We start from the raw sequence: 22,083 nt of genomic DNA on the forward strand, positions 1-22,083 counted from the left end.
GGCCTGCGAGGGCGCATCGAACCTGTAGGACGGGGTGGAGGCGGATATCTCCATCTCCTCGTCGCTCATCGTGTCCGTGATGTCGTCGAAGAGCGGCGTCGACAGGTAGCGTTCGCCGGTGTCGGGGAGCATGGCCAGGATGCGCGAGCCCTTTGGCGCCTCGCGGGCGACCTGAAGGGCCGCCGCGAAGGTCGCGCCCGCCGTGATGCCGCAGAAGATACCTTCCTGCCGCGCCAGGGCACGGGCGTATTCCAGAGCGTCGGCGCCGCTGACCGGCACCAGACGGTCGATGAATCGCGCCTCGAGAACGTCGTTCGTCAGTTTCGGGATGAAGTCGGGGGACCAGCCCTGCATGAGATGCGGGCGGAAGATCGGGTGGCTCGCCGCCGGGCTGCCGTCGTCGCGATAGCTCTGCGTGACCCCGCTGCCGAGCAACGGGGAATTGTCGGGCTCGGTGGCGATGATCCTTGTCCCGGGGCTCTTCTCCTTAAGGACGCGCGCAACCCCCTTGAGCGTGCCGCCGGTGCCGAAGCCGGTGACCCAGTAGTCGAGCCCGTTCTCACCGAAATCGGCGAGAATCTCCATCGCGGTGGTGCGGCTGTGCATGTCGGCATTGGCTTCGTTCTCGAACTGGCGGCACAGGAACCAGCCGTGCTTGTCGGCAAGCTCCCTGGCCTTGTTCAGCATCCCGCTGCCCTTCTCCGCCGCCGGCGTGAGGATGACGCGGGCCCCGAGATAGCGCATGAGGCGCCGGCGCTCGACGCTGAAGTTCTCCGCCATCGTCACGACCAGCGGATAGCCCTTGTGGGCGCAGACCATTGCCAGTCCGATGCCGGTGTTTCCGCTGGTCGCCTCGATGACCGTCTGGCCCGGCTTCAGCGTGCCGTCGCGTTCGGCCGCCTCGATAACGCCGAGCGCCAGCCTGTCCTTCACGGAGCCCAGCGGATTGAACGCCTCGAGCTTCACGTAAACCTCCGCGCCTTCGGGCGCGAGCTTGTTGATCCGCACGACGGGCGTGTTGCCGACGGTGTCCAGTATGGATCCGCAAACGCGTGAGAGGACCGCCGGGCGTTCCTCCCGTGCCTCTGCCTGCCGTCGGCTCACCGGCGGATCATTGCTCGTTTGTTCCCGCGGGAGGGGGCTGGATGAATGTTGCATCGCTCGCTTTCCATTACGCTTGTTGAATTGACTTGTTTCAGGACACCGGTGATGGGCGGCGGCGCTCCCGGTTTGACGTTCGCCGGCTCGACCCCGGCCCGTTCGAACGGTTCTGAAGGTAGTGCAACGGCCGGGCGCGTGTCTTTGCATTATGGGAAGGCAGGCTTTGCGATTTGCGCATTGTGCCCTGCGCGGACCGGGAGCTTTCTCAACGGCCTTGTCTCCCTTGCTGCCGAGAACGGGAAAGAAGGAGAACATGGCCGAGATCGTTCCAGTGCCGGCGGCATACAAGCCTACGATCTACGTGCCGGAAACCTCACGCTCGCCCGGGTCTCCCGCCGTCTGCGTGTTTGTGGATCCGGATTTTCCATGCGAGGCAAGACCTGCAAAGATGTCTTGTCGCACTAGTGCTGTTTATTCAAAAATGATCACGGTTTTTACACCGCGCCAAACGCGGTTCGTGAAAACTGGACATTTTTATGGTTGGTTCCCGGTCGGATCTGCACCTATGCTCGGGCGAAAACCGTCCTGACGGCGGTTGGACATGCCCGCAGCCATCCGTTTCCATCTGCGCGCGCCCGCAAATACATTCTGCGAGATCAGCTCATGCATTCGACCCGCAGAGACTTCTTGAAATTCACCGCCGCCGGCATTGCCGTCACCATCGCCCCGCTCAAATCCGCTCGAGCGGCGCTTCTGGAAAAGAAGATCCAGATGGCGCCCGGAGCGTCGCAGACCGGCCGCCTGAAGCGCCGCATGGACGGTTTGGCCAAGGTGACCGGTGGAAAGGTTTTCGCCCGGGATATCCGCGCGCGCGACATGCCCGACTGGCCGGACGACCAGGCCCATGCATTCATGGTCTTTGCGGACAGGGCGGACGCCTCGTTCATTGGCCTTGATTTCTCCGTCCTGGGAGAGGATCTCCAGCCGGATGTTATCGTCACCGCGGAAGAAACGACAAAAGCCGGCCTCGATTTCTATGACCCTTTCACCTTTGGCGAGCGAATGTTGCTGCCAAAGGGCGAGGTGCCGCTTTTCCTCGGCCATCCGCTCGCCATCCTGATCTACAACGATTTCGCCCGGTTCGCCGTGGCCAAGCGCACGTACCAGGCGAACCGCGACAGGATTGTCCGATTCGGTGAGACCACGGGGCCTGCCACGCGCGACCCTTATGCGAATTTCCGTTTCGTGCGGATCGAAGGCGCCGAAGGTGCCGAGGGCGAGACAGACGTCTTCAATCCGGTCGACGATGGTTATGTTTTCGCCAGCTATAAAGACCACCAGGTCCGGTGGCCGGACCCCGACGCCGGCGGCGACGTGAATGCCCGCGGCATGTTCCACGCGGATGCGATCCGCTCCGAATTGGACAGCCCTCCCTCCGACTGGCACGTCGTCGAACGCGAATATTATTCTCCCTACATCGATGCCGCCGCATTGGAGCCGGATAACTGCAATTGCTGGTTCGACGAGGAGGCTGCCAGGCTGGAGATCGTCATGGCGAGCCAAAGCCCGCACGAGGTGATGACGGGCACGGCGGCGATGCTCGAAAAGAGCACCTTCAAGGTCCAGGAACTTAAGGGTCACCCGGCCTACACGGTCGGCTACGGCACGAAGGAACACAGCCCCTTTCCGTACTATGGCGTTGTTGCGGCGCTCCACGCGCAGGGCCGGCCGGTGCGCCTGGCACTCGATCGGGAGGAGCACTTCCAGACGGCGATCAAGCGCCACCCGGTGCGTATGAGGTACCGGTTGGCGGTGGACCGGCGCAGCCTTAGGCTGCAATCCTTCGTCGGCGATCTCGAGCTCGATGGCGGCGGTCGGCAGAACTATACGACACCTGTCACCCAGGTGGCGGCGGGCGCTGCACAGGGCATCTATTACCTGCCCAAGAACGACATCGTGGCCATCGGCCGTTCATCACGTGCGCCGCACGCGGGTTCGGTGCGCGGATTCGGGTCGCTCGAAGCGCAGATCGGTATGGAAATGCTGGTCGACGAGATCGCCGAGGAACTCGGCGTCGACCCCATGGAACTGCGGCATGTCAACGCGCTCGAAAACGGCCAACGCAATTCCGCCGGTGCGGTGCCGCTCGGCAAGAGCCGCATGAAGGAGATGATCGAGGCCGATCGGCAACACCCGGTCTGGGTCGGTCGGGAGACACGCAAGGCGGACTTCGAAGCGGCCAACCCTGCCCTAAGGTATGGCGTCGGCTATGCGATCGGTAAAAAGGGCTTCGGCAACTCGAATGAAGGCGTCGCCGCCGCCATTTCGCTCACGCGCGACGGCAAGGTGAGGCTGCGCCACATTGCCGTCGAGATCGGCACCGGGGCTGTTTCCACCCAGGCCCTGATTTGCGCGCGCTGGTTCGGCAGACCGGCCGACGAGACCGAGAGCGCCGCCCTGGATTGGTCGCCGCTCGAAATGTTCGTCACCATGAGCCCGTTTGCGATGGACAAGGCTCATCAGGACGAGATGAAGCAGGACCCCCGGTGGACTCCGGCTTTTGCCTCCGCCTCCAGCGCCACCAACAGCGTCTTCTACTTTTCGCACGGCACGCAGGAGGCCGGGCGTTTGATTTTCGAGCGCGGTATTCTTCCCGCCGCCGCAGCACTGTGGGGTTCCTCCATAGATCGTGCCGCCGCAGCCCGCTGGAATGACGGGGTGTTCACTCTGTCCGACGGGCGCCCCTTGACCCTCGCCGAGATTGCCGCAAAAGCCCACGACATGGGCGCTGTCACCGGCGCCATGGTCCATGCCTTCGATCGTTGGGGCTGGTCGGAAGCCGATTTCGACATCCTGGGCGAAACCTCGCGCCGCCCGCTCGACGGGCTCGCAATCCAGACCGGATCCGACCGATGGAGGCGGATCGAGCGGCGCAACGTTCATTACATGGACCCACAGCTCGACAATGCGAGCTGGTCGCGCTTTGCGCCGGTATCGGCGCTTGTGGAACTGACCGTCAACCGTGGTACCGGCGCGGTGAAGCTCCTTTCCCATCATTCCAGTCTCGATTGCGGGCGGATACTCGTGCCTGAATTCGTTTCCGGCCAGCTTCAGGGAGGGATCGGTATGGCTGTTGGCCATGCGCTCTACGAAGGAATGCCCCTTTACGAAGGCGGTCCGGGCCAGGGGCACTGGAACTACAATCGTTATCGGTTGCCGCGCGGAAAGGATGTCGCCGTGTGGAGCCAGACCGCGAATTACCTGCCCGTCTCGCAGGAGGAGGATTTCCCGAAAGGCATTGCGGAAGTGGTGCAGATTCCAACGATCCCCGCCATCGCCAACGCCGTGGCGCATGCCATCGGACGCAGGATGCGCGACTTGCCCCTGACCGAGGACAAAATCAAAGAGGTGCTGATATGAGCATCCCCTCGCGTGACCTCAGCCTGAAGATCAACGGCGAAGAGATCGGCCCGCTCTCCGTGCCCGAAGAGCTGATGATGATCGATTTCCTGCACGAATATGCGGGCCTGACCGGCAGCCGTTTCGGTTGCGGCCAGGGGTTGTGCCGCGCGTGCACGGTCATTGTCGATCAAGAGGACGGGACGAGTCGGGAGATGCGCACCTGCATCACCGGAGCGCACTATTTCAACGGCCGCTCGATCCGCACGATCGAGGGACATGCGAAGCGCGATGAAAACGGTGCGGTCGCGCTCACGCCAGTACAGGAGGCCTTTCTCGACCATTTCTCCTTCCAGTGCTCCTACTGCACCCCGGGGTTCGTGAATGCGGCGACCGTTCTCGTCGAACGCCTGCAGCGTGAGCCCGTGGGTCGCGATCAACTGGAAGCCGTGATCGAGGAAGCGCTGAACGATCACATCTGCCGTTGTACGGGATATGTCCGCTATTACAGCGCCGTGCGCGAGGTCGTGTTGAACACGCCGGGGCTGTTGAAATAATGCGTGTTATCAAATGGTTGCTGGCCCTCGCTTTCGTTGCCGCGGCAGCAGCCGTGTTGGTGGTGTTCTGGCCCGTCAGGTCGGCCTATGACGGTGAAGCTGCAGAGGCCAGGCTTTCACCCGACAGGCAAGCGCTGATCTCCCGGGGAAAATATCTCGCAATCGCGGCCGACTGCGCAGCCTGCCACCAGTCTCCCGATGGCACTCCCTTCGCCGGTGGTTTGCCGATCAACACGCCATTCGGCGTGATCCATGGGACCAATATCACGCCCAACGGGGAGACGGGCATTGGTGATTACAGTTCCAGGGACCTGTTCCATGCGATTGTCGATGGCGTGCGCAAGGATGGGCAAAACCTCTATCCGGCGATGCCGTACACCTCCTATCACGCGATCACCCAGGAAGACAGTGACGCGATCTACGCCTACCTGATGACGCAGACACCCGTAAGGCGCGCGGAGCCCGTAAACGGGCTTGCCTTTCCCTTCGACCAGCGTTGGCTGCTTGCTTTCTGGAATCTCGTCAATCCGAAGGTGTCATTGCCTGAAACGCTCTCGGCTGAAGCGCATGAGGGCGCTTATCTGACCGAGGTTCTCGGGCATTGTCAGGAATGCCACACGCCACGCAATCTGCTGGGCGGGCTGAAGCCGGGACAAGCCTATGAAGGCGGCCAACTCGGGGAGGGAATTCTGGCGCCGAGCCTGACACCCGCCGGACTCGCCGAGCGTGGCTGGACCGCGGAAGACCTGCGCACCTTCCTGAAGGAGGGCATCGCACCCCAGGGCACCATGACGCTCGAGATGTTCCCGGTGCTGAAGCACTCTACGCAGTATCTGCGTGAGGAGGACATCGCCGCGATTCAAAAGCACCTGATGGCCGACACGCCCTTGACGCGTCCCGCAGACAAGGGACAGGTGACCGACCCTGATGCACACGAACGCGGCGGTGACGTCTACGCCGCTGTCTGCGCGGGCTGTCACGGCATCAACGGAGAAGGCAAACCGCACGTAGCGCCGCCGATGACGACGAACACCAGTCTTCGTCTTTCGGATCCGGGCAATCTGCTTCGTGTTGTCATCGATGGCGTGCCCAGGCAGCGATACCCGAACGGCGAAGTGATGCAAGAGATGCCGGGCTTCGCGGATACGCTCTCCAACCAGGAAATGGTCGACCTGGCGAATTTCATGAGAACGGAGTGGGGCGGACAACCTGCCTCGGTGAAACTGGAGCAAGTCGAGAAGCTCACGCAAGAAAGCGATCATTAAATCCGGGAGCGACGCTTGTTATGCCGCGTTGCTGCTCAAGCAGGCGGTCGACGAAATTTGAAGGGGGATCAACGCACAATGCTGAAATCATTCGTCATCAACCCGCCGGTCTTCTTCGGTTCGGTTCTGATCATCGGCTTCTTCCTGGCCATCGGCATCATCATGCCTGAACAGGCCGGCGCGATGTTCGGTGCGCTCCAGTCGGCGATCCTGGATGCTTTCGGTTGGCTTTATCTGTTGTCGGTCGGCATCTTTCTGGCGACCGCTCTCCTGCTGTGCCTGGGGAACTACGGCCAACTGAAACTGGGACCGGATGACTCCACTCCGGATTTCCGGTTCATCTCGTGGATCGCCATGCTGTTCGCGGCAGGCATGGGTATCGGCCTGATGTTCTACGCGGTCGGTGAGCCGATGACCCATTTCATGCGCCCGCCAAAAGCTGAACCGCGCTCGATCGAGGCGACACGCGAGGCGATGTCGGTAACCTTTTTCCACTGGGGTATCCATGCCTGGGGGATTTACGCCGTGGTGGGCCTGTCGCTCGCCTATTTCGGCTACCGTTACAATCTGCCCCTGACGATCCGTTCGGGCCTTTATCCGCTGCTCAAGGAGCGCATCAACGGTCCCATCGGGCATGCGGTCGACATCTTCGCCATCGTCGGCACGATGTTCGGGATCGCCACGTCCCTCGGGCTGGGTGTCAGTCAGATCAACGCCGGCCTCAACTACCTTGTCGGTTTGCCGATGGGGCCTCAAGTCCAGCTGCCCTTGATTGCTCTGGTCACGGCACTGGCGACGGTTTCGGTCGTGACAGGTCTCGACAAGGGCATACGTATCCTCTCCGAGAGCAATCTCGTTGTTGCCGTTCTTCTGATGCTTTTCGTGCTGGTCGTAGGGCCGACCGCCAGCCTCTTCCGCGACTTTGTCCAGAATATCGGCCTCTATCTCGACACTCTGGTACTGCGCACGTTCAACATCTATGCCTACGAACCGACGCCATGGATCGACGGCTGGACGCTCTTCTACTGGGCCTGGTGGATTTCCTGGTCACCGTTCGTCGGGATGTTCATAGCCCGCATATCGCGTGGCCGCACGGTTCGTGAATTCATCGTCGCGGTGTTGTTCATTCCTGCGGGTTTCACCTTCTTCTGGATGACCGTCTTCGGCAACACGGCGATCTATATCGATACGGGTGTTGCCGCTGGCGTGTTGGGCGCGGCAGTTGCCGACGATGTGTCAGTGGGGCTTTTCCAATTTTTCGAATATCTGCCCTTTTCGGGGCTGACGTCGACATTGGCCGTCATTCTGGTGGCTGTCTTTTTCGTAACCTCGTCGGATTCCGGATCCCTGGTGATCGATTCCATTGCGGCCGGCGGAGAGACGGAAACGACAATCGGACAGCGTGTCTTCTGGTGTGTCCTTGAGGGACTGGTCGCGGCGAGCTTGCTGCTGGCGGGTGGACTGGGTGCGTTGCAGTCGGCGACGATTGCCAGTGCGCTGCCGTTCACTTTCGTCGTGCTCACACTCGTCTGGGCATTGGTGGCGGGCATGCGCGCCGACCTGGCCCAGCAGCACGCAAATGCGGTTTCACCTCTGTCTCCGCCTGCGCAGCCTGCTGCAGGTTTGACCTGGCAACGCAGGCTCGCGCTCATGCTCCATGCGCCAAGCCAGAAGGAAGTCGAGCGTTACATTGCCGACGAGGTGCGGCCGGCTCTCGAACAGATCGCCAAGGAACTCTGCAATCGCGGCCGCGAGACCGTTGTGCAGGAGGAAGAAAACGGAGCCGTTGCCCTGCGCTCGCATGCCGATGGGGTTCGCGACTTCGTCTACGGTGTCTTTCCGAACAAGGACCGGCTGCCGTCGTTGTCGGGACATCGCGCCGGCAAACCACAGTTCCGATACGAGGCGAAGACCTACTTCGCAAGCGGCGCGCGCGGATATGACGTCATGGGAATGACCCGCGACCAGTTGATTGCGGATATTCTCGCTCAGTTCGAACGTTACCTCAATCTGGTTCAATCCCACGAATCCCAACTGGTGCAAGCCGCGCCGGAGCATACGGTCGAGGCCTAGGCAATTCCAGGAAAAGTGGAAGCCGGTTTTCCGTCCGGAATTGCGTAGAATCAAACGGTTAGATCAGTTCACCGTTTCCGTGGAACGGTGAACTGATCTGGATCCTACGGACCGGATGCCCGGCTCGAAGAAATGACAATGCGCGCGGACACCCAGTCCGCGCGCATTGTCCGGGGCAGGGTACCCCTCCGACTGGCCACGGCCGGTCAGAGTTGATGTGCGGCCGGCTGGTCGCGAATGTCTTCCTCCTGTCCGCCATGAACGACGGGAATGGTGGCCTCGCCGGTGCGCTTCAGCGGCCGGTTGCCTGAAAGCGCGCGCAACAGAACGTAGAAAACCGGCGTCAGGAAAATGCCGAAGACGGTGACGCCGATCATGCCGGCGAAGACGGCGATGCCCATGGCATTGCGCATCTCCGCGCCCGCGCCGGTGGAGAACACCAGCGGCACCACGCCCATGATGAAGGCCAGCGAGGTCATGAGGATCGGCCTGAGCCGGAGCCTCGCCGCCTCCACCGCCGCGTCCTTGGGCGTCAGCCCGGCGAATTCGAGCTCGCGTGCGAACTCGACGATCAGGATCGCGTTCTTGGCGGAGAGCCCGACCAGCACGATGAGGCCGATCTGGGTGAAGATGTTGTTGTCGCCGCCGGTGAGCCACACGCCCGTCAGCGCAGACAGTATGCCCATCGGCACGATCATGATGATCGCCAGCGGCAGCGCCAGGCTTTCATAGAGTGCCGCGAGCACCAGGAACACCAGGAGAAGGGCCAGCGGGAAGATGATCACTCCCGAATTGCCGGCCAGGATCTGCTGGTAGGTGAGGTCCGTCCACTCGAAGCTGATGCCGGGCGGCAGCGTTTCCGCCGCGATCCGCTCGACGGCGGCCTGCGCCTCGCCGGAGGAATAACCCGGTGCCGGCCCGCCATTGATGTCGGCGGCCAGGAAACCGTTGTAGCGCATCGCCCGTTCCGGCCCGGCGCTCTGCACGACGTCGAGCAGAGCGGAGAGCGGGATCATCTCGCCCGATTGCGACCGCACTTCCAGCCTGCCGATGTCCTCCGCGCGGCCGCGGAAGGGCGCGTCGGCCTGCACGCGCACGGAGTATGTCCGGCCGAACTGGTTGAAGTCGTTGACGTAGAGCGAGCCGAGATAGATTTGCAGCGTGTCGAAAACGTCGGTTACCGCCACGCCGAGCTGGTGCGCCTTGGTGCGGTCGAGATCGGCATAGAGCTGCGGGACGTTGATCTGGTAGCTGGAGAAGAGGCCGGTCAGCTCGGGCGCCTGGTAGGCCTCGGCGAGGAAAGCCTTGGTCGCCGCGTCGAGCGCCTCGTAGCCCAACCCGTTTCGGTCCTCGATCTGCAGCTTGAACCCGCCGATCGTGCCGAGTCCCTGCACCGGCGGCGGCGGGAACATGGCGATGAACGCCTCCTGGATACCGGCGAAGCTCTGGTTGAGCTGCATGGCGATGGCGCCGCCCGAAAGCTCCGGCGTCGTCCGCTCCTCGAAAGGTTTCAGCGACAGGAAGACGATGCCGGCATTCGAGCTGTTGGTGAAGCCGTTGATCGACAGGCCGGGGAAGGCGATGGCGCTTTCCACGCCCGGCTGCTCAAGGGCGACGTCGCCCATGCGCCGGATCACTTCCTCGGTGCGGTCGAGCGTGGCGCCGTCGGGAAGCTGGGCGAAGCCCACGAGATACTGCTTGTCCTGCGCCGGCACGAAACCGCCCGGAACCTTGTTGAAGACGAACACCGTGGCGCCCACCAGCACGAGGTAGAGCCCCATGATCAGTGTCTTGCGCGAAAGGATGCTGTGCACACCGCCGCTATAGGCGCTGGAGCTGGCGCCGAAGGCGCGGTTGAAGCCGCGGAAGAACCAGCCGAAAAGGCGGTCGATGAGACGGGTCAGCCAGTCCTTCGGCGCATCGTGGCCGCGCAGAAGCATGGCCGCCAGCGCCGGCGACAGCGTCAGCGAGTTGAAGGCGGAGATAACGGTCGAAATCGCAATGGTGAGCGCGAACTGCCGGTAGAACTGCCCCGTAAGACCCGAGATGAAGGCGAGCGGCACGAAGACGGCCACCAGCACCAACGCGATGGCGACGATCGGGCCGGAAACCTCCCGCATGGCGCGGTAGGTCGCATCGCGCGGCGACAGCCCTTCCTCGATGTTGCGTTCGACATTCTCCACCACGACGATGGCGTCGTCCACCACGATGCCGATGGCGAGCACCAGGCCGAAGAGGCTGAGCGCGTTGATCGAGAAGCCGAAGACGTAGAGCACCGCGAAGGTGCCGATGATGGAGACGGGGACGGCCACCAGCGGGATGATCGAGGCGCGCCAGGTCTGCAGGAAGACGATGACGACGAGGACCACGAGCGCGATCGCCTCGAGCAGCGTGTGCACCACCGCGTCGATTGAGGCGCGGACGAACTGCGTCGTGTCGTAGACGATGCGGTATTCCACGCCCTCCGGCATGGTCTGCTGCAACTCGTCCATGACCGTCTGGATATCGTCGGAGATCTGGATGGCGTTGGAGTTCGGCGCCTGGAAAATACCGATGGCCACGGCCGGCTTGTTGTCGAGCAGAGAGCGCAGCGCATATTCGGCCGAGCCGAGCTCGATCCGGGCGATGTCGCGCAGCCGTGTGACCTCGCCGTTCTTGCCGGCCTTGACGATGATGTCGCCGAATTGCTCCGGAGTCCTGAGACGTCCCTGCGCGTTGACCGAAAGCTGCAGGTCGACGCCGGGCACGCTGGGCGCGCCGCCCACCACGCCGGCGGCGGCCTGGATATTCTGCTCGCGGATCGCGGCGACCACTTCGTTTGCCGAAAGCCCGCGCTCCGCGATCTTCTGCGGGTCGAGCCAGACGCGCATGGAATAGTCGCCCGAACCGAAGACCTGCACCTGGCCGACACCTTCGATGCGTGCCAGCCGGTCCTTCACCTTGAGCACCGCGTAGTTGCGCAGATAGGTGATGTCGTAGCGGTCGTTGGGCGAGAGCAGGTGCACGACCATGGTGAGATCGGGTGAGCTCTTGACCGTGGTTATGCCGAGCCGCCGCACCTCCTCGGGCAGGCGCGGCTCGGCCTGCGCGACGCGGTTCTGCACGAGCTGCTGCGCCCTGTCGGGATCCGTGCCGAGCTTGAAGGTGACGGTGAGCGTCATCAGCCCGTCCGTCGTGCCCTGGCTCGACATGTAAAGCATATCCTCGACGCCGTTGATGGCCTCCTCGATGGGCGTTGCCACCGTCTCGGCGATCACCTTGGGATTGGCCCCCGGATACTGCGCGCGCACGACGATGGAGGGCGGAACGACTTCCGGGTATTCGGAGATCGGAAGCACCCTCAGGCCCAGCAGGCCGGCGACCAGGATCAGGATCGAAAGCACACCCGCAAAGACCGGGCGGTCGACAAAAAATTGCGAAATATTCATCGGTATCCGCCCTTTCACAAAGCGGGATTGAAAAGTGAACGGGCAAAGCCGGACATCTCATTGCGTCCCCGGTCCAGCTGGGTGGGGGCGCGACAGAACGCCGGCAGTTCCGTGCTTCCAGCTATCGCCGCTACTGCAGCCCCGAATCCGCACCGGCGACGGTTTGCTCGGCGGGTGACATGCCGACTTGCTGTGGATCCACCAGAGCGCCCGGACGAACTCGCTGCAGGCCGTTCACGACGATGCGCTCGCCGGCATCGAGGCCGTCAGCGACTATGCGCAGGCCTTCGGCCGTCTGCCCCAGCGTCACTTGGCGGTAGGCGATCTTGTTCTCGTCATCGACCACCAGCACGAACCTCTTGTCCTGGTCGGTTCCGACAGCGCGCTCGCTGATGACGAGCTCGGGCCGCGGATTCGGCTGGCCGAGGCGCACGCGGACGAACTGGCCCGGGATCAAGCGGCCTTCGGGATTGTCGAAGACGGCCCTGACGCGGATGGTGCCGCTCTCCGTGTCGACCGTGTTGTCGATGAACTGAAGCTTGCCCTGGATCGGCGCGCCCTCGGCCGCGCTGATCTCGACAGGGATCTGTTCGATGTCGGGTACGCCGGAAGGACCGGACGGAAGCTCGGCCAGGACGCGCGAGACGGAATCCTCGTCCACATCGAAGCTTGCATAGATCGGATCGACTGAAACGAGGCTGGTGAGCACCGGGGAATTCGCACCGGCCGCGACCAGGTTGCCCTCCGTGATCTCGAATTTGCCGGCGCGGCCGGAGATCGGCGCACGGATCTCCGTGTAGCCGAGGTCGAGCCGCGCGGCTTGTAATGCGGCTTCGGCCGATCTCAAGCTTGCCTCGGCCTCGTGATAGGCGCTGAGCCTCTGGTCGAGGTCGCTTTGCGAGACGGTACGGTTTTCCGCGAGCTTGCGCCCGCGTTCGAGCTCGAGCCGGGCCAGTTCCACCCGCGCCTTGGCGGCCGCGACCACCGCTTCCGCCTGCGCGACCGCCGCGGCATAGGGTGCAGGGTCGATGGACACGAGGAGGGCGCCTTCCGTGACGAGCGCCCCCTCGCGGAAATGCACGGCCTGGATCGCTCCGGCCACGCGCGAGCGAAGCTGAACACGGTCGACCGCCTCGAGCCGGCCTGAGAATTCCTGCCAGGTCATGACCGCCTGCGGCTCCACGACCGCAACGGAGACGGGCACGGCCTGAGGTGCCTCCGGCGCGGCCGACTCGGCTTTCGCGCCCATCACCTGGAACGAATTGATGGCCAGCACACCAGCCGAAATCGAGACGACAAGGGTCAGGCCGGCGCCCCAGAGGAGCCGGCGAACGGCAATCTTCTTCATCGATAATCTCCTAGAGGCCTATAAGGCCGGATCAGGTTGAGGGCTTCGCTTGAGCGGAGAAGGCTCCTGTTTCTTGGAAGAACTTCGCAAAAAGGGTGCGGATGGCTTGTCTCCACTTTGGCCGGCTCTCCGCCGGTCCCGAATAGGAGGCGGGCCATCCCGTCGGCCCGGGCAACACATGTTCACTGACGCGCACGCCCGCCTGACGCAGGCGGCACGCGTAATTCAGGCTCTCATCGCGCATCGGGTCGTCTTCGGCGGTGACGATGAGCGCCGGAGCAAGGCTTGCCAGGCGCGCACTGAAAGCCGGCACGGCATAGGGGTGACAGGCGTTGGCGGCGAAACCCAAGTAGCGGTTCCAGCCTTCGGTCCAGCGGCAGCCCCTTGGATTGGTGCTTTCCCTGCGGAAGGAGCCCGTGGCCATGCACGGATCGAGCATGGGGGAGAGCAGGATCTGGCCATCAAGACCGCCGACGCACCGGTCGCGCGCCTTCAACGCAAGGCCTGCGGCGAGATTGCCGCCAGCCTCCTCGCCAGCCACATAGAGGGCCGATTTCGGACCCGCCAGTCTCGCACGGAGGCGGTAGAGGGAACCCAACAGCTCGAAGGCCAGTTCGAGCGCCCTTGGAAAAGGATGCTCGGTGGCCCGTGAATAGTCGGGGGCGACGACCACTGCGCCGGCTTCGGCCAGCACAGCGGCCACGCTGTGCCCTTCCGCCGGCGATCCGCCGAGAAAGGTGCCGCCATGCAGATGCAGCACGAGCGGCGGAGCCTTCTCGGGCGATGTGCCGCGATAGATGCGCACCGGCACAGAGCAGGCTTCGCTCTCCAGCACGTCCTCTGTCCAGCTCACATGCATCTGTCCGGCTTCCCTCAATTCGCATCTTCTTGCACACCCCTCCTGACAGCATCCTGTCGGGAGCCGGTGTGCCGGCGCCATGCCCGCGCCACAGATGGGCATCATTCCTCCATGGAAAAAGCCCTTGGTTTATGACTTCACTATTTCTATTTGTGAACAATTGAGCGCCAGCAGGAGATCGCCATGGATCAGCTCGCCGCCATGCGCACGTTCGTCCGGGTCGTCGAGACCGGCAGTTTCACGCGGGCTTCGGAGATGCTCGCCGTACCGAAGGCGACGGTCACCAAGCTGGTCCAGGGGCTCGAGGCGCACCTGCGCACCAAGCTTCTCAACCGGACCACCCGCCGTGTTCTTATTACCCCCGACGGGGCACTCTATTATGACAGGGCCGTGCGCCTGCTGGCCGAAATCGATGAACTCGACAGCAGCATGGCGAGCTCACAGCGCCTGCCCAAGGGAAAGCTCCGGGTGGAGATGTCGGGGGCCATTGCCAACCTGATCCTCATCCCCGAACTCTGCGCATTCCATGACCGGTATCCCGACATCCAGCTCGACCTCGGCATTTCCGACCGGCCGGTGGACATTCTGGGCGAAAATGTCGATTGCGCCGTTCGCGGCGGCGAAATCGCCGACCAGTCGTTGATCGCCCGGCGCGTTTCCGCCATCAGCTTCGTGACCTGCGCTGCGCCCGGTTACCTGGAACGGTTCGGTGCACCGCAACATCCGCTGGATCTGGAGCGGGACCACCACATCGTGAGTTTCTTCCAGGCGCAGACGGGGCGGCAGCAGCCCTTTCTTTTCAGGCGGGGCGACGAGGAGGTGGAGGTGCACGGGCGCTACATCGTCTCGGCAAACGAAGCGATCACCTACATCACCGCGGCAAAGGCCGGCGCAGGCATCGTCCAGGCACCTCTTTTCATGGCCAGGGACGCGTTTGCCGACGGCAGCCTGCAGCCGGTGCTATCCGAATGGACGCGGGAGCCGATGCCGCTTTTCGTCGTCTATCCCCCCAACCGGCATCTGAGCAATAAGCTGCGTGTCTTCGTCGACTGGATCGCCGATCTCCTGGCAAACTCCGGGATTGAGGCCGACCCTGCCGCCGTGCTCGGACAGCCGAGCGAGGACGCATGGAGAGGATTGCACGAGCAGGGCCGGCCGGTGGAGGCGGAGGACTGAAAGGCTGGAAAGAAAGAGGCGGACCGCCGCGGGTCCGCGAATTTTCGTCTCAATTGCATTTTGTGCGATAAAATGGCTAAAACAATCCATGTCGGATGCTCTGCGGATCGCGAGAGGCCCCTTCGGTCGGGTGGCGCTTCTGGATATGGACCGCCCGTTGGTGCGCCATGCGCATCCGCATTGTCATGTCCTGCTGAAGGTGGAGGGGGCGGACACGCAGTTTCAGGTGCGCGACGGCACCGCACCCCTGACGGACGAGAACGCCGTCCTCATCAACGCCTGGGAGCCGCACGCCTACCACCATTATTCCGGGCAGCCGAAAACGGTGATCCTCGCGCTCTATATCCAACCGCACTGGCTCGCGCATTTCCGCCCCAACTGGATGGCCAGCAACGCACCGGATTTCTTCGACAGGAACGCGGGCGCCATTACGCCGGAAATCCGGCGAAAAACGGACCTGCTCGCCGCCACCATGGTCTATGCGCCGGAGGAGACGGGGACGCATGAGAAACTGCTCGGCCAGCTTATGATCGCGGTGATCGAGCAGTTCACCGCCTGGCGAGGGCTGCCGCATTCCGTCCGGAGCCTGGCCGGCAGGATGACCATGGACCACCGGATCAGGAAAGCCGTGAGACGCATCCAGAGTGCGCCCGGCGAAGTCGACGACATGACGGCGCTGGCACGCGATGTCGGTCTTTCACGGGCGCACTTCTTCCGCCTCTTCGAAACGAGCATCGGCGTCAGCCCGCGCGTGTTTCTGAATGTCCAACGCATCGAGCGGGCCGTCGAGCAGGTGGTGGAGAGCGACGCGACATTTGCCTCCATCGGCGAGAGTCTGGGCTTCTCGGTGCCGGCGCATTTCTCCAGGTTCTTCCATGATCACGCGGGTTCCTCGCCCAGCGCCTTCCGCAAGGTGACCCACCTTGCGGCACGAATTTGAGACTCCTCGGTAAGTCGTAAGACTGCGCGGTATCGCGGTTGCGCATCGCCTGCGCGATGAGCGCACAAGGCGCCGTTCGTGCTTGGCGCCGGGGAGGAGTCGATGAACGAAACCGCAAATTTAGCGGGTCTGGTCGGACGTTCCGTGCCGCGTGTGGAGGACGCCGCGCTGCTGACGGGGCGCGGCCGTTATCTCGACGATTTGCCGACGAGCCGGAACACGGCAGAAGCCGCGATCTTGCGCTCCCCTCATGCCCACGCCGAGATCCGTTCGATCGATGCCGCGCGCGCCCGCAAGATGGAAGGCGTCTTGGCGGTCCTGACCGGCGAGGATGTGGCGGCGCTGACGCGCAGCCTCACCGTCGGCGTCAAGGCCAACGTGGACTGCTGGCCGATAGCGCGCGACAGGGTGCGCTATGTGGGCGAGCCGGTGGCGATCGTCGTCGCCGAAAACCGCTATCTCGCCGAAGACGCGCTCGACCTGATCGAGGTCGACTATGAGATCCTGCCGGTGGTGGTCGATCCTGTTGCCGCCCTTTCGGAAGACGCCGCACTGCTTCATCCCTCGCTCGGCAGCAACTGCATCAGCGAGCGGCGCTTCCGCTACGGCGATCCCGAAGCGGCTTTCGCCAGCGCCCCGCACCGCATCGCCGTCGATGTCTCCTATCCGCGTAGTTCCTGCACGCCGATCGAAACCTACGGCGTGATCGCCGAATACGATCCCGGCGAGGATGCCTATGACGTCACGGCCAACTTCCAGGGGCCGTTTTCCATACATGCGGTCATCGCCCGCGCCCTGAAGGTTCCGGGAAACCGCATGCGCCTCAGGACGCCGCCCGATTCCGGCGGTTCCTTCGGCGTCAAGCAGGGCGTGTTCGTCTATGTCGTGCTTGCCGCTGTCGCCGCGCGCGTTGCCGGCCGACCCGTCAAATGGGTCGAGGACAGGCTCGAGCATCTGATGGCCTCGGTCTCGGCGACGGGGCGCGTCACGCGCCTCGAGGCGGCGGTGGAGGCCGACGGCCGGATCACCGCGCTCTCCTGGGACCAGATCGAGGATTGCGGCGCCCATCTGCGCGCGCCTGAGCCGGCAACGCTCTACCGCATGCACGGCAACATGACGGGCGCCTATGCCATTCAAAACGTCGCCATACACAACCGGGTCGTCCTGACCAACAAGACGCCGACCGGCCTCAATCGCGGCTTCGGCGGCCCGCAGGTCTATTATCCGCTGGAACGGCTCGTTCACCGCATCGCTGATGCGCTTGGCCTCGAGCGGCTCGAGGTTATCCGCCGCAATCTGGTGCCGTCGGGCGCCTTTCCCTACCGCACGGCAACGGGGGCGCTGCTCGATTCCGGCGACTATCCGGCCGCGCTCGAGGCGGCGGTGGTTGACGGCGGCTATGCCGCGCTTGTCGAAAAGCGCGACCGTGCCCGCGCGGAGGGCAGGCTCTACGGCATCGGCCTTGCCGCGGCGGTCGAGCCCAGTGTCTCCAACATGGGCTACATCACCACCGCTCTCACGCCCGAGGAGCGCGCCAAGGCCGGCCCCAAGAACGGCGCGCAGGCGGTCGCCACCGTCGGCATCGATCCCCTCGGTTCGGTCACGGTCAAGGTGGCCTCCACCCCACAAGGGCAGGGGCACCGCACGGTGCTTGCCCAGGTGGTGGCCGAGCGTCTGGGTCTGCCGCTCGAAGCCGTCCGCGTGAACACGGAGCTCGATACGGGGCGGGATGCCTGGTCCATTGCCTCCGGCAACTATTCGAGCCGCTTTGCGGCCGCCGTCGCCGGCACAGCGAAAATGGCCGCCGATCGGCTCCGCGCGCGGCTTGCCGCCATTGCCGCGAGCCAGCTCAATATCGAGGCCGGCCAGGTCGAATTTGCCGGAGGGCGCATTTTCGACCGCAACAATCCCGACAACGGGATTTCCTTCAGCCGTGTCGCCGCCGCAAGCCACTGGGCGCCCGGCACGCTGCCGGACGGTGTCGGCCACACGATCAGCGAAACGGTGTTCTGGACGCCGGAGCAGCTCGAGGCGCCGACGCCCGAGGACGGGATCAACTCCTCCCTCTGCCACGGCTTCATCTTCGATTTCTGCGGCGTCGAGATCGACCGCGTCACGGGTGCGGTCCGCATCGACAAATACGTCACCATGCACGACTGCGGCCGCATCCTGCATCCCGGCATGGTTGAGGGGCAGGTGAGGGGGGCTTTCGCCCAGGGGCTCGGTGCCGCGCTTTTCGAGGAATACGCCTACGGCGATGACGGCGCGTTCCTATCCGGCACGCTGGCTGACTACCTGATGCCGACGGTGATGGAGACGCCGGAGCCGCTGATCCTGCACTACGAGAGCCCGTCGCCCTTTACGCCGCTCGGTGCGAAGGGCGTGGGCGAGGGCAACTGCATGTCGACGCCCGTTTGCATCGCCAATGCGATCGCCGACGCCACCGGAGCTGCCGACCTCACGCTGCCGCTCTCACCTGGCCGGATCGGCGAATTGATCTTTGGCGAGGAGAAGCAGTCCCCGGCTCCCGAGGCGGTGCAGGCGCAAGAACCAGGGCGACCGGGCGAGCGGCAATTGACCGGTGAGGGCAGCGCCACGGTGGCCGCATCCCGCGAGGCGGTCTGGCGGATGCTGCTCGATCCCGGCACGCTCGAAGCGATCATTCCCGGCGCTCATGGCGTCGAGAAGGTCAGTGACACGCATTTTCGCGCCGACGTCACGCTCGGGGTCGGGCCGGTCAAGGGGCGCTATGAGGCCGAGATCAAGCTCTCCGACATGGTCGAGCCCGAATCCGTGACGCTGAGCGGCTCCACCAGGGGCGCGCTCGGCTCCGGCAACGGTGTCGGGCACATCACCCTTGCGGAAGATGAGGGGCGGACCATCGTGTCCTACCGGTACGAGGCCGGGATCGGCGGCAAGGTCGCATCCGTCGGCGGTCGCCTGCTCGACGGTGCGGCGCGCGTGGTCATCGGACAGTTCTTCCAGGCGCTGGCACGCCATGCCGACGGCGGTTCTGCCGGCCGTCAAGGCCTGCTTGCCCGTCTCAAGGCCTATCTCGGAGGGCGCGCATGAAGCCGGCCGCCTTCGATTTCCTGCGTCCGGACAGCCTCGAGGAAGCGCTGGAGGCGCTCGCCAGGTTCGGCGCCGATGCGCGCGTGATCGCCGGCGGGCAATCGCTCGTGCCGATGCTCAACATGCGCCTTGCGCGCCCAGCGGTACTGATCGACATCATGCGGCTCGATGCCTTGCGCTCCATCCGCGAGGAGGGGGCCGAGATCGTGGTCGGCGCGGGCGTGCGGCAGGCCGCACTCGAGGCATGGCCGCAACTTGCCGAAAAGCTGCCGCTTCTGGCGAAGGTGATCGGCTGGGTCGGCCATGTGCAGACGCGCGCCCGCGGAACGGTGTGCGGATCGATCGCCCATGCCGATCCCAGCGCGGAACTGCCGCTGTCGCTCATGGCGCTCGGCGGTTGGGTGCGGCTGCGCGGCAAAAGGAAGGCACGTTCGGTGCCCGCCTCGGACTTTTTTGTCGGCATGATGACGACCGCGATCGCCGAGGGCGAAATGATCGAGGCCGTTTCCTTTCCTCTCGCGGCTTCCGGGACGGGTTTTGCCTTCCGCGAGATCGGACGCCGGCACGGCGACTTTGCCATTGTGGCCTGCGTCGCGGTTGCCGATGCGGCTGGCACGCGCCTCGCAATTGCCGGTGTCGACGACCAGCCGCGCTGCTTTGCGGTACCCACCGGGGACGGCGACGCCCTCGACGATGCGCTCAACGACATCGCCTGGTCGCTCAACGCGCGCGACGATCTCCATGCAAGCGCGCGCTACCGGCGCGAACTGGTGCGGCGGCTCGGTCGGGAAACGATCACGGAGGCCCGCGCAGCATGCCGCAGTTGACCGCCCGCGAGAGACACCGCGTCACCTTCCGCCTCAATGGACGGAAGGTGGAGGTTGATGCTGAGAACCGAACGCTTCTGACCGATCTGCTGCGCCATGAGATCGGCGCGACCGGGACGCATGTGGGCTGCGAGCACGGTGTGTGCGGCGCCTGCACTGTCCAGGTGGACGGTGCGCCGGCGCGCGCCTGCCTGATTCTTGCCGCGCAGATCGAGGGGACCGACGTGCGCACCGTCGAGGCCCTGGCGCCGGAACCCGGACGGCTGTCCACCCTCCAGGCGGCCTTCAGGGAGCAATACGGTCTGCAGTGCGGCTTCTGCACGCCGGGCATCCTGATGACGCTCGACGCATTGCTGACGGCCAAGCCCGATGCGGATCGGGAGGACATTCGCGAGCACCTGTCGGGACATCTGTGCCGCTGTACCGGCTACGTCACGATCGTGGCGGCTGCACTCGCGGCCGTGGAGGAGTTGAGGAAGGAGCAAGACGACAATGCTTGATCTGGGAGCGAGTTTTCTGGCCAGCGTGAGCCGGGATCCGGCTGCACTGGCCGTGGTCGACGGCGACACGCGGCTCACCTACGCCGAGTGGTACCGCAAGATTTCCGCGCTCGTCGCCGGGCTGGACGGGCTCGGCCTGAAGCCCGGAGATCACGTTCTGACCCTGATGATGAACCGTTGGGAAAACGCTTCCCTGCACTGGGCCTGCCAGTTCGCCGGCCTGATCGTCACGCCGCTCAACTGGCGGGCCAAGGGCGATGAGGTGGACTATGTCGTCCAGGACGCCGAGATCAAGGGCATCTTCTATGAGGAGATCACCCGGGAGGCCGTCGAGAACGCGCCGTCCGCAGTCGGACTGCCGGCTGTTTCCGCCGCCGAACTCGTTTCCATGATGAAAGCCGACGCACCCGAGGTCGCGCCGAGGGCGAGCGCGGAGGACTGGTCGCTGATGCTCTATACCTCCGGCACCACCTCGCGCCCCAAGGGCGTGCCGCGCCGTCACCGTGCCGAGCGGGCGGGGGCCATCGCCCATGTGGCGCAGAACCTCTACCGGCACGGGGAACGCACACTCGGTGTCATGCCGCTCTACCACACGATGGGCGTGCGCTCCCTGATTGCTTCGTCGCTGACGGGCGGCGCCTTCATCTGCCTGCCGCGGTTCAGTGCCGCGCGTGCCATCGAGCTGATCGAAGGGGAGAAGATCACCAACCTCTACCTGGTGCCGACGCTCTATCACGATCTCATCCACGATGCGGGCTTTTCGCCCGAGCGCGTCGAAAGCGTCACCAAGCTCGGCTTTGCCGGGGCCTCCATGACGGACGGTCTCCTCAAGAAGCTCGATGCGCTGTTCCGGCCGGAGCTGTTCGTCAACCACTACGGCTCGTCCGAGATCTACACCTTCACCATCGAACAGAACGCGGTCGCCAAGCCCGGTTCGGCCGGGCGCGCCGGCATCAACCAGATGATCCGCGTCGTGAAGCTCGGCGCGGGCTCGCCGGACGAGCGCGCCGGGGTTGGCGAGGAAGGCGAAATCATCGCCTACCTCAAGGGCGACGAATCCTTCGAAGGATACTGGAAACGGCCCGATGCCGACGCCAAGGCGCTGCGCCAGGGCTGGTATTTCACCGGCGATACCGGCTTCTTCGACGCGGACGGCGATCTCTTCGTCACGGGCCGAGTGGACGACATGATCATCACCGGCGGCGAGAACGTGTCGCCGGTCGAGGTGGAGAGCTGTCTTTCCCTTCATGAGCAGGTGGCCGAGGTCGCGGTGGTGGGCCTGCCCGACGAGCGCTGGGGCAAGATCGTCACCGCCTTCGTCAAGCGCAGGGGTAACGTCTCGGAGGAGGAGCTCGACGCTCACTGCCGGACGTCCGGGTTGGCGAATTTCCGCCGCCCGCGCCGTTTCGTCTTCGTGAACGAAATCCCCAAATCGCCGGTCGGAAAGATCCTGCGCCGCATGCTGGTGGCGGGCGAATACAGCCTCGAGCGCACGCGCGAAGCCGATAAAGAGACCCAATAGGCAAGACCGAAAGGAC

General features: G+C 64.2%; 13 protein-coding genes and 1 pseudogene. 10 read left to right on the plus strand and 4 right to left on the minus strand.

Annotated elements, in window-relative coordinates:
* Window positions 1–12 precede the first annotated feature (12 nt).
* Window positions 13–1,104, minus strand: a pseudogene (gene cysK, locus SIN08_RS14805) (cysteine synthase A); the annotation flags it as partial.
* Window positions 1,105–1,788: 684 nt separating this feature from the next.
* On the opposite strand from cysK, the gene SIN08_RS14810 reads away from it, so the two are divergent.
* From SIN08_RS14810 to SIN08_RS14825, 4 genes are all read left to right on the plus strand, one after another.
* Window positions 1,789–4,521 (plus strand): xanthine dehydrogenase family protein molybdopterin-binding subunit, encoded by a 2,733-nt coding sequence (locus SIN08_RS14810; protein ID WP_322452374.1) that lies wholly within the window; start codon window positions 1,789–1,791, stop codon window positions 4,519–4,521.
* Window positions 4,518–5,057: a (2Fe-2S)-binding protein gene (locus tag SIN08_RS14815; protein WP_322452375.1), complete on the plus strand. Its 540-nt coding sequence runs from the start codon at window positions 4,518–4,520 to the stop codon at window positions 5,055–5,057. Before SIN08_RS14810 ends, SIN08_RS14815 begins: the two co-directional genes overlap by 4 nt.
* Complete coding sequence (locus SIN08_RS14820) at window positions 5,057–6,322, plus strand: cytochrome c (RefSeq protein WP_322452376.1); 1,266 nt, start codon at window positions 5,057–5,059, stop codon at window positions 6,320–6,322. Before SIN08_RS14815 ends, SIN08_RS14820 begins: the two co-directional genes overlap by 1 nt.
* A gap of 78 nt (window positions 6,323–6,400) precedes the next feature.
* The gene (locus SIN08_RS14825; RefSeq protein WP_322452555.1) at window positions 6,401–8,395 is read left to right on the plus strand and encodes a BCCT family transporter; all 1,995 of its coding nucleotides are present in this window, start codon (window positions 6,401–6,403) and stop codon (window positions 8,393–8,395) included.
* A gap of 206 nt (window positions 8,396–8,601) precedes the next feature.
* Here the strand turns inward: SIN08_RS14825 and SIN08_RS14830 are convergent, their stop codons facing one another.
* The 3 genes from SIN08_RS14830 to SIN08_RS14840 form a co-directional block, all read right to left on the minus strand.
* Complete coding sequence (locus tag SIN08_RS14830; RefSeq protein ID WP_322452377.1) at window positions 8,602–11,823, minus strand: efflux RND transporter permease subunit; 3,222 nt, start codon at window positions 11,821–11,823, stop codon at window positions 8,602–8,604.
* Window positions 11,824–11,953: 130 nt separating this feature from the next.
* Window positions 11,954–13,171, minus strand: coding sequence for an efflux RND transporter periplasmic adaptor subunit (locus SIN08_RS14835; RefSeq protein WP_322452378.1), 1,218 nt, complete (start codon window positions 13,169–13,171; stop codon window positions 11,954–11,956).
* 31 nt (window positions 13,172–13,202) lie between these two features.
* Entirely contained in the window at window positions 13,203–14,030 is an 828-nt protein-coding gene (locus SIN08_RS14840) for an alpha/beta hydrolase (RefSeq protein ID WP_322452556.1), read from the minus strand.
* Between the two features lie 183 nt (window positions 14,031–14,213).
* Between SIN08_RS14840 and SIN08_RS14845 the strand changes: the two genes are divergently transcribed.
* The 6 genes from SIN08_RS14845 (at window position 14,214) to SIN08_RS14870 (ending at window position 22,067) form a co-directional block, all read left to right on the plus strand.
* Window positions 14,214–15,206: a LysR family transcriptional regulator gene (locus tag SIN08_RS14845; RefSeq protein ID WP_322452379.1), complete on the plus strand. Its 993-nt coding sequence runs from the start codon at window positions 14,214–14,216 to the stop codon at window positions 15,204–15,206.
* Window positions 15,207–15,294: 88 nt separating this feature from the next.
* Window positions 15,295–16,146: an AraC family transcriptional regulator gene (locus SIN08_RS14850; protein WP_322452380.1), complete on the plus strand. Its 852-nt coding sequence runs from the start codon at window positions 15,295–15,297 to the stop codon at window positions 16,144–16,146.
* A gap of 102 nt (window positions 16,147–16,248) precedes the next feature.
* The gene (locus tag SIN08_RS14855) at window positions 16,249–19,218 is read left to right on the plus strand and encodes a xanthine dehydrogenase family protein molybdopterin-binding subunit (RefSeq protein WP_322452381.1); all 2,970 of its coding nucleotides are present in this window, start codon (window positions 16,249–16,251) and stop codon (window positions 19,216–19,218) included.
* Window positions 19,215–20,045, plus strand: coding sequence for an FAD binding domain-containing protein (locus SIN08_RS14860; protein ID WP_322452382.1), 831 nt, complete (start codon window positions 19,215–19,217; stop codon window positions 20,043–20,045). The genes SIN08_RS14855 and SIN08_RS14860 overlap by 4 nt, the downstream gene beginning before the upstream one ends.
* Window positions 20,033–20,545, plus strand: coding sequence for a (2Fe-2S)-binding protein (locus SIN08_RS14865; protein WP_322452383.1), 513 nt, complete (start codon window positions 20,033–20,035; stop codon window positions 20,543–20,545). Before SIN08_RS14860 ends, SIN08_RS14865 begins: the two co-directional genes overlap by 13 nt.
* On the plus strand, window positions 20,538–22,067 hold the full coding sequence (locus tag SIN08_RS14870) for an AMP-binding protein (RefSeq protein WP_322452384.1): 1,530 nt from the start codon (window positions 20,538–20,540) through the stop codon (window positions 22,065–22,067). Before SIN08_RS14865 ends, SIN08_RS14870 begins: the two co-directional genes overlap by 8 nt.
* The last annotated feature ends 16 nt before the right edge of the window (window positions 22,068–22,083 follow it).

Origin of the sequence: Chelativorans sp. M5D2P16 (genome assembly GCF_034427935.1) — a bacterium.
Lineage (GTDB): Bacteria > Pseudomonadota > Alphaproteobacteria > Rhizobiales > Rhizobiaceae > Chelativorans.

Excerpts from the sequence above, each read along its gene's own strand:
- SIN08_RS14865 (WP_322452383.1), top strand. The coding sequence starts at position 20,033 with ATGCCGCAGTTGACCGCCCGCGAGAGACACCGCGTCACCTTCCGCCTC.
- SIN08_RS14840 (WP_322452556.1), bottom strand. The coding sequence starts at position 14,030 with ATGCATGTGAGCTGGACAGAGGACGTGCTGGAGAGCGAAGCCTGCTCT.
- SIN08_RS14815 (WP_322452375.1), top strand. The coding sequence starts at position 4,518 with ATGAGCATCCCCTCGCGTGACCTCAGCCTGAAGATCAACGGCGAAGAG.
- SIN08_RS14830 (WP_322452377.1), bottom strand. The coding sequence starts at position 11,823 with ATGAATATTTCGCAATTTTTTGTCGACCGCCCGGTCTTTGCGGGTGTG.
- SIN08_RS14860 (WP_322452382.1), top strand. The coding sequence starts at position 19,215 with ATGAAGCCGGCCGCCTTCGATTTCCTGCGTCCGGACAGCCTCGAGGAA.
- SIN08_RS14825 (WP_322452555.1), top strand. The coding sequence starts at position 6,401 with ATGCTGAAATCATTCGTCATCAACCCGCCGGTCTTCTTCGGTTCGGTT.
- SIN08_RS14820 (WP_322452376.1), top strand. The coding sequence starts at position 5,057 with ATGCGTGTTATCAAATGGTTGCTGGCCCTCGCTTTCGTTGCCGCGGCA.
- SIN08_RS14850 (WP_322452380.1), top strand. The coding sequence starts at position 15,295 with ATGTCGGATGCTCTGCGGATCGCGAGAGGCCCCTTCGGTCGGGTGGCG.
- SIN08_RS14855 (WP_322452381.1), top strand. The coding sequence starts at position 16,249 with ATGAACGAAACCGCAAATTTAGCGGGTCTGGTCGGACGTTCCGTGCCG.
- SIN08_RS14835 (WP_322452378.1), bottom strand. The coding sequence starts at position 13,171 with ATGAAGAAGATTGCCGTTCGCCGGCTCCTCTGGGGCGCCGGCCTGACC.
- SIN08_RS14870 (WP_322452384.1), top strand. The coding sequence starts at position 20,538 with ATGCTTGATCTGGGAGCGAGTTTTCTGGCCAGCGTGAGCCGGGATCCG.
- SIN08_RS14845 (WP_322452379.1), top strand. The coding sequence starts at position 14,214 with ATGGATCAGCTCGCCGCCATGCGCACGTTCGTCCGGGTCGTCGAGACC.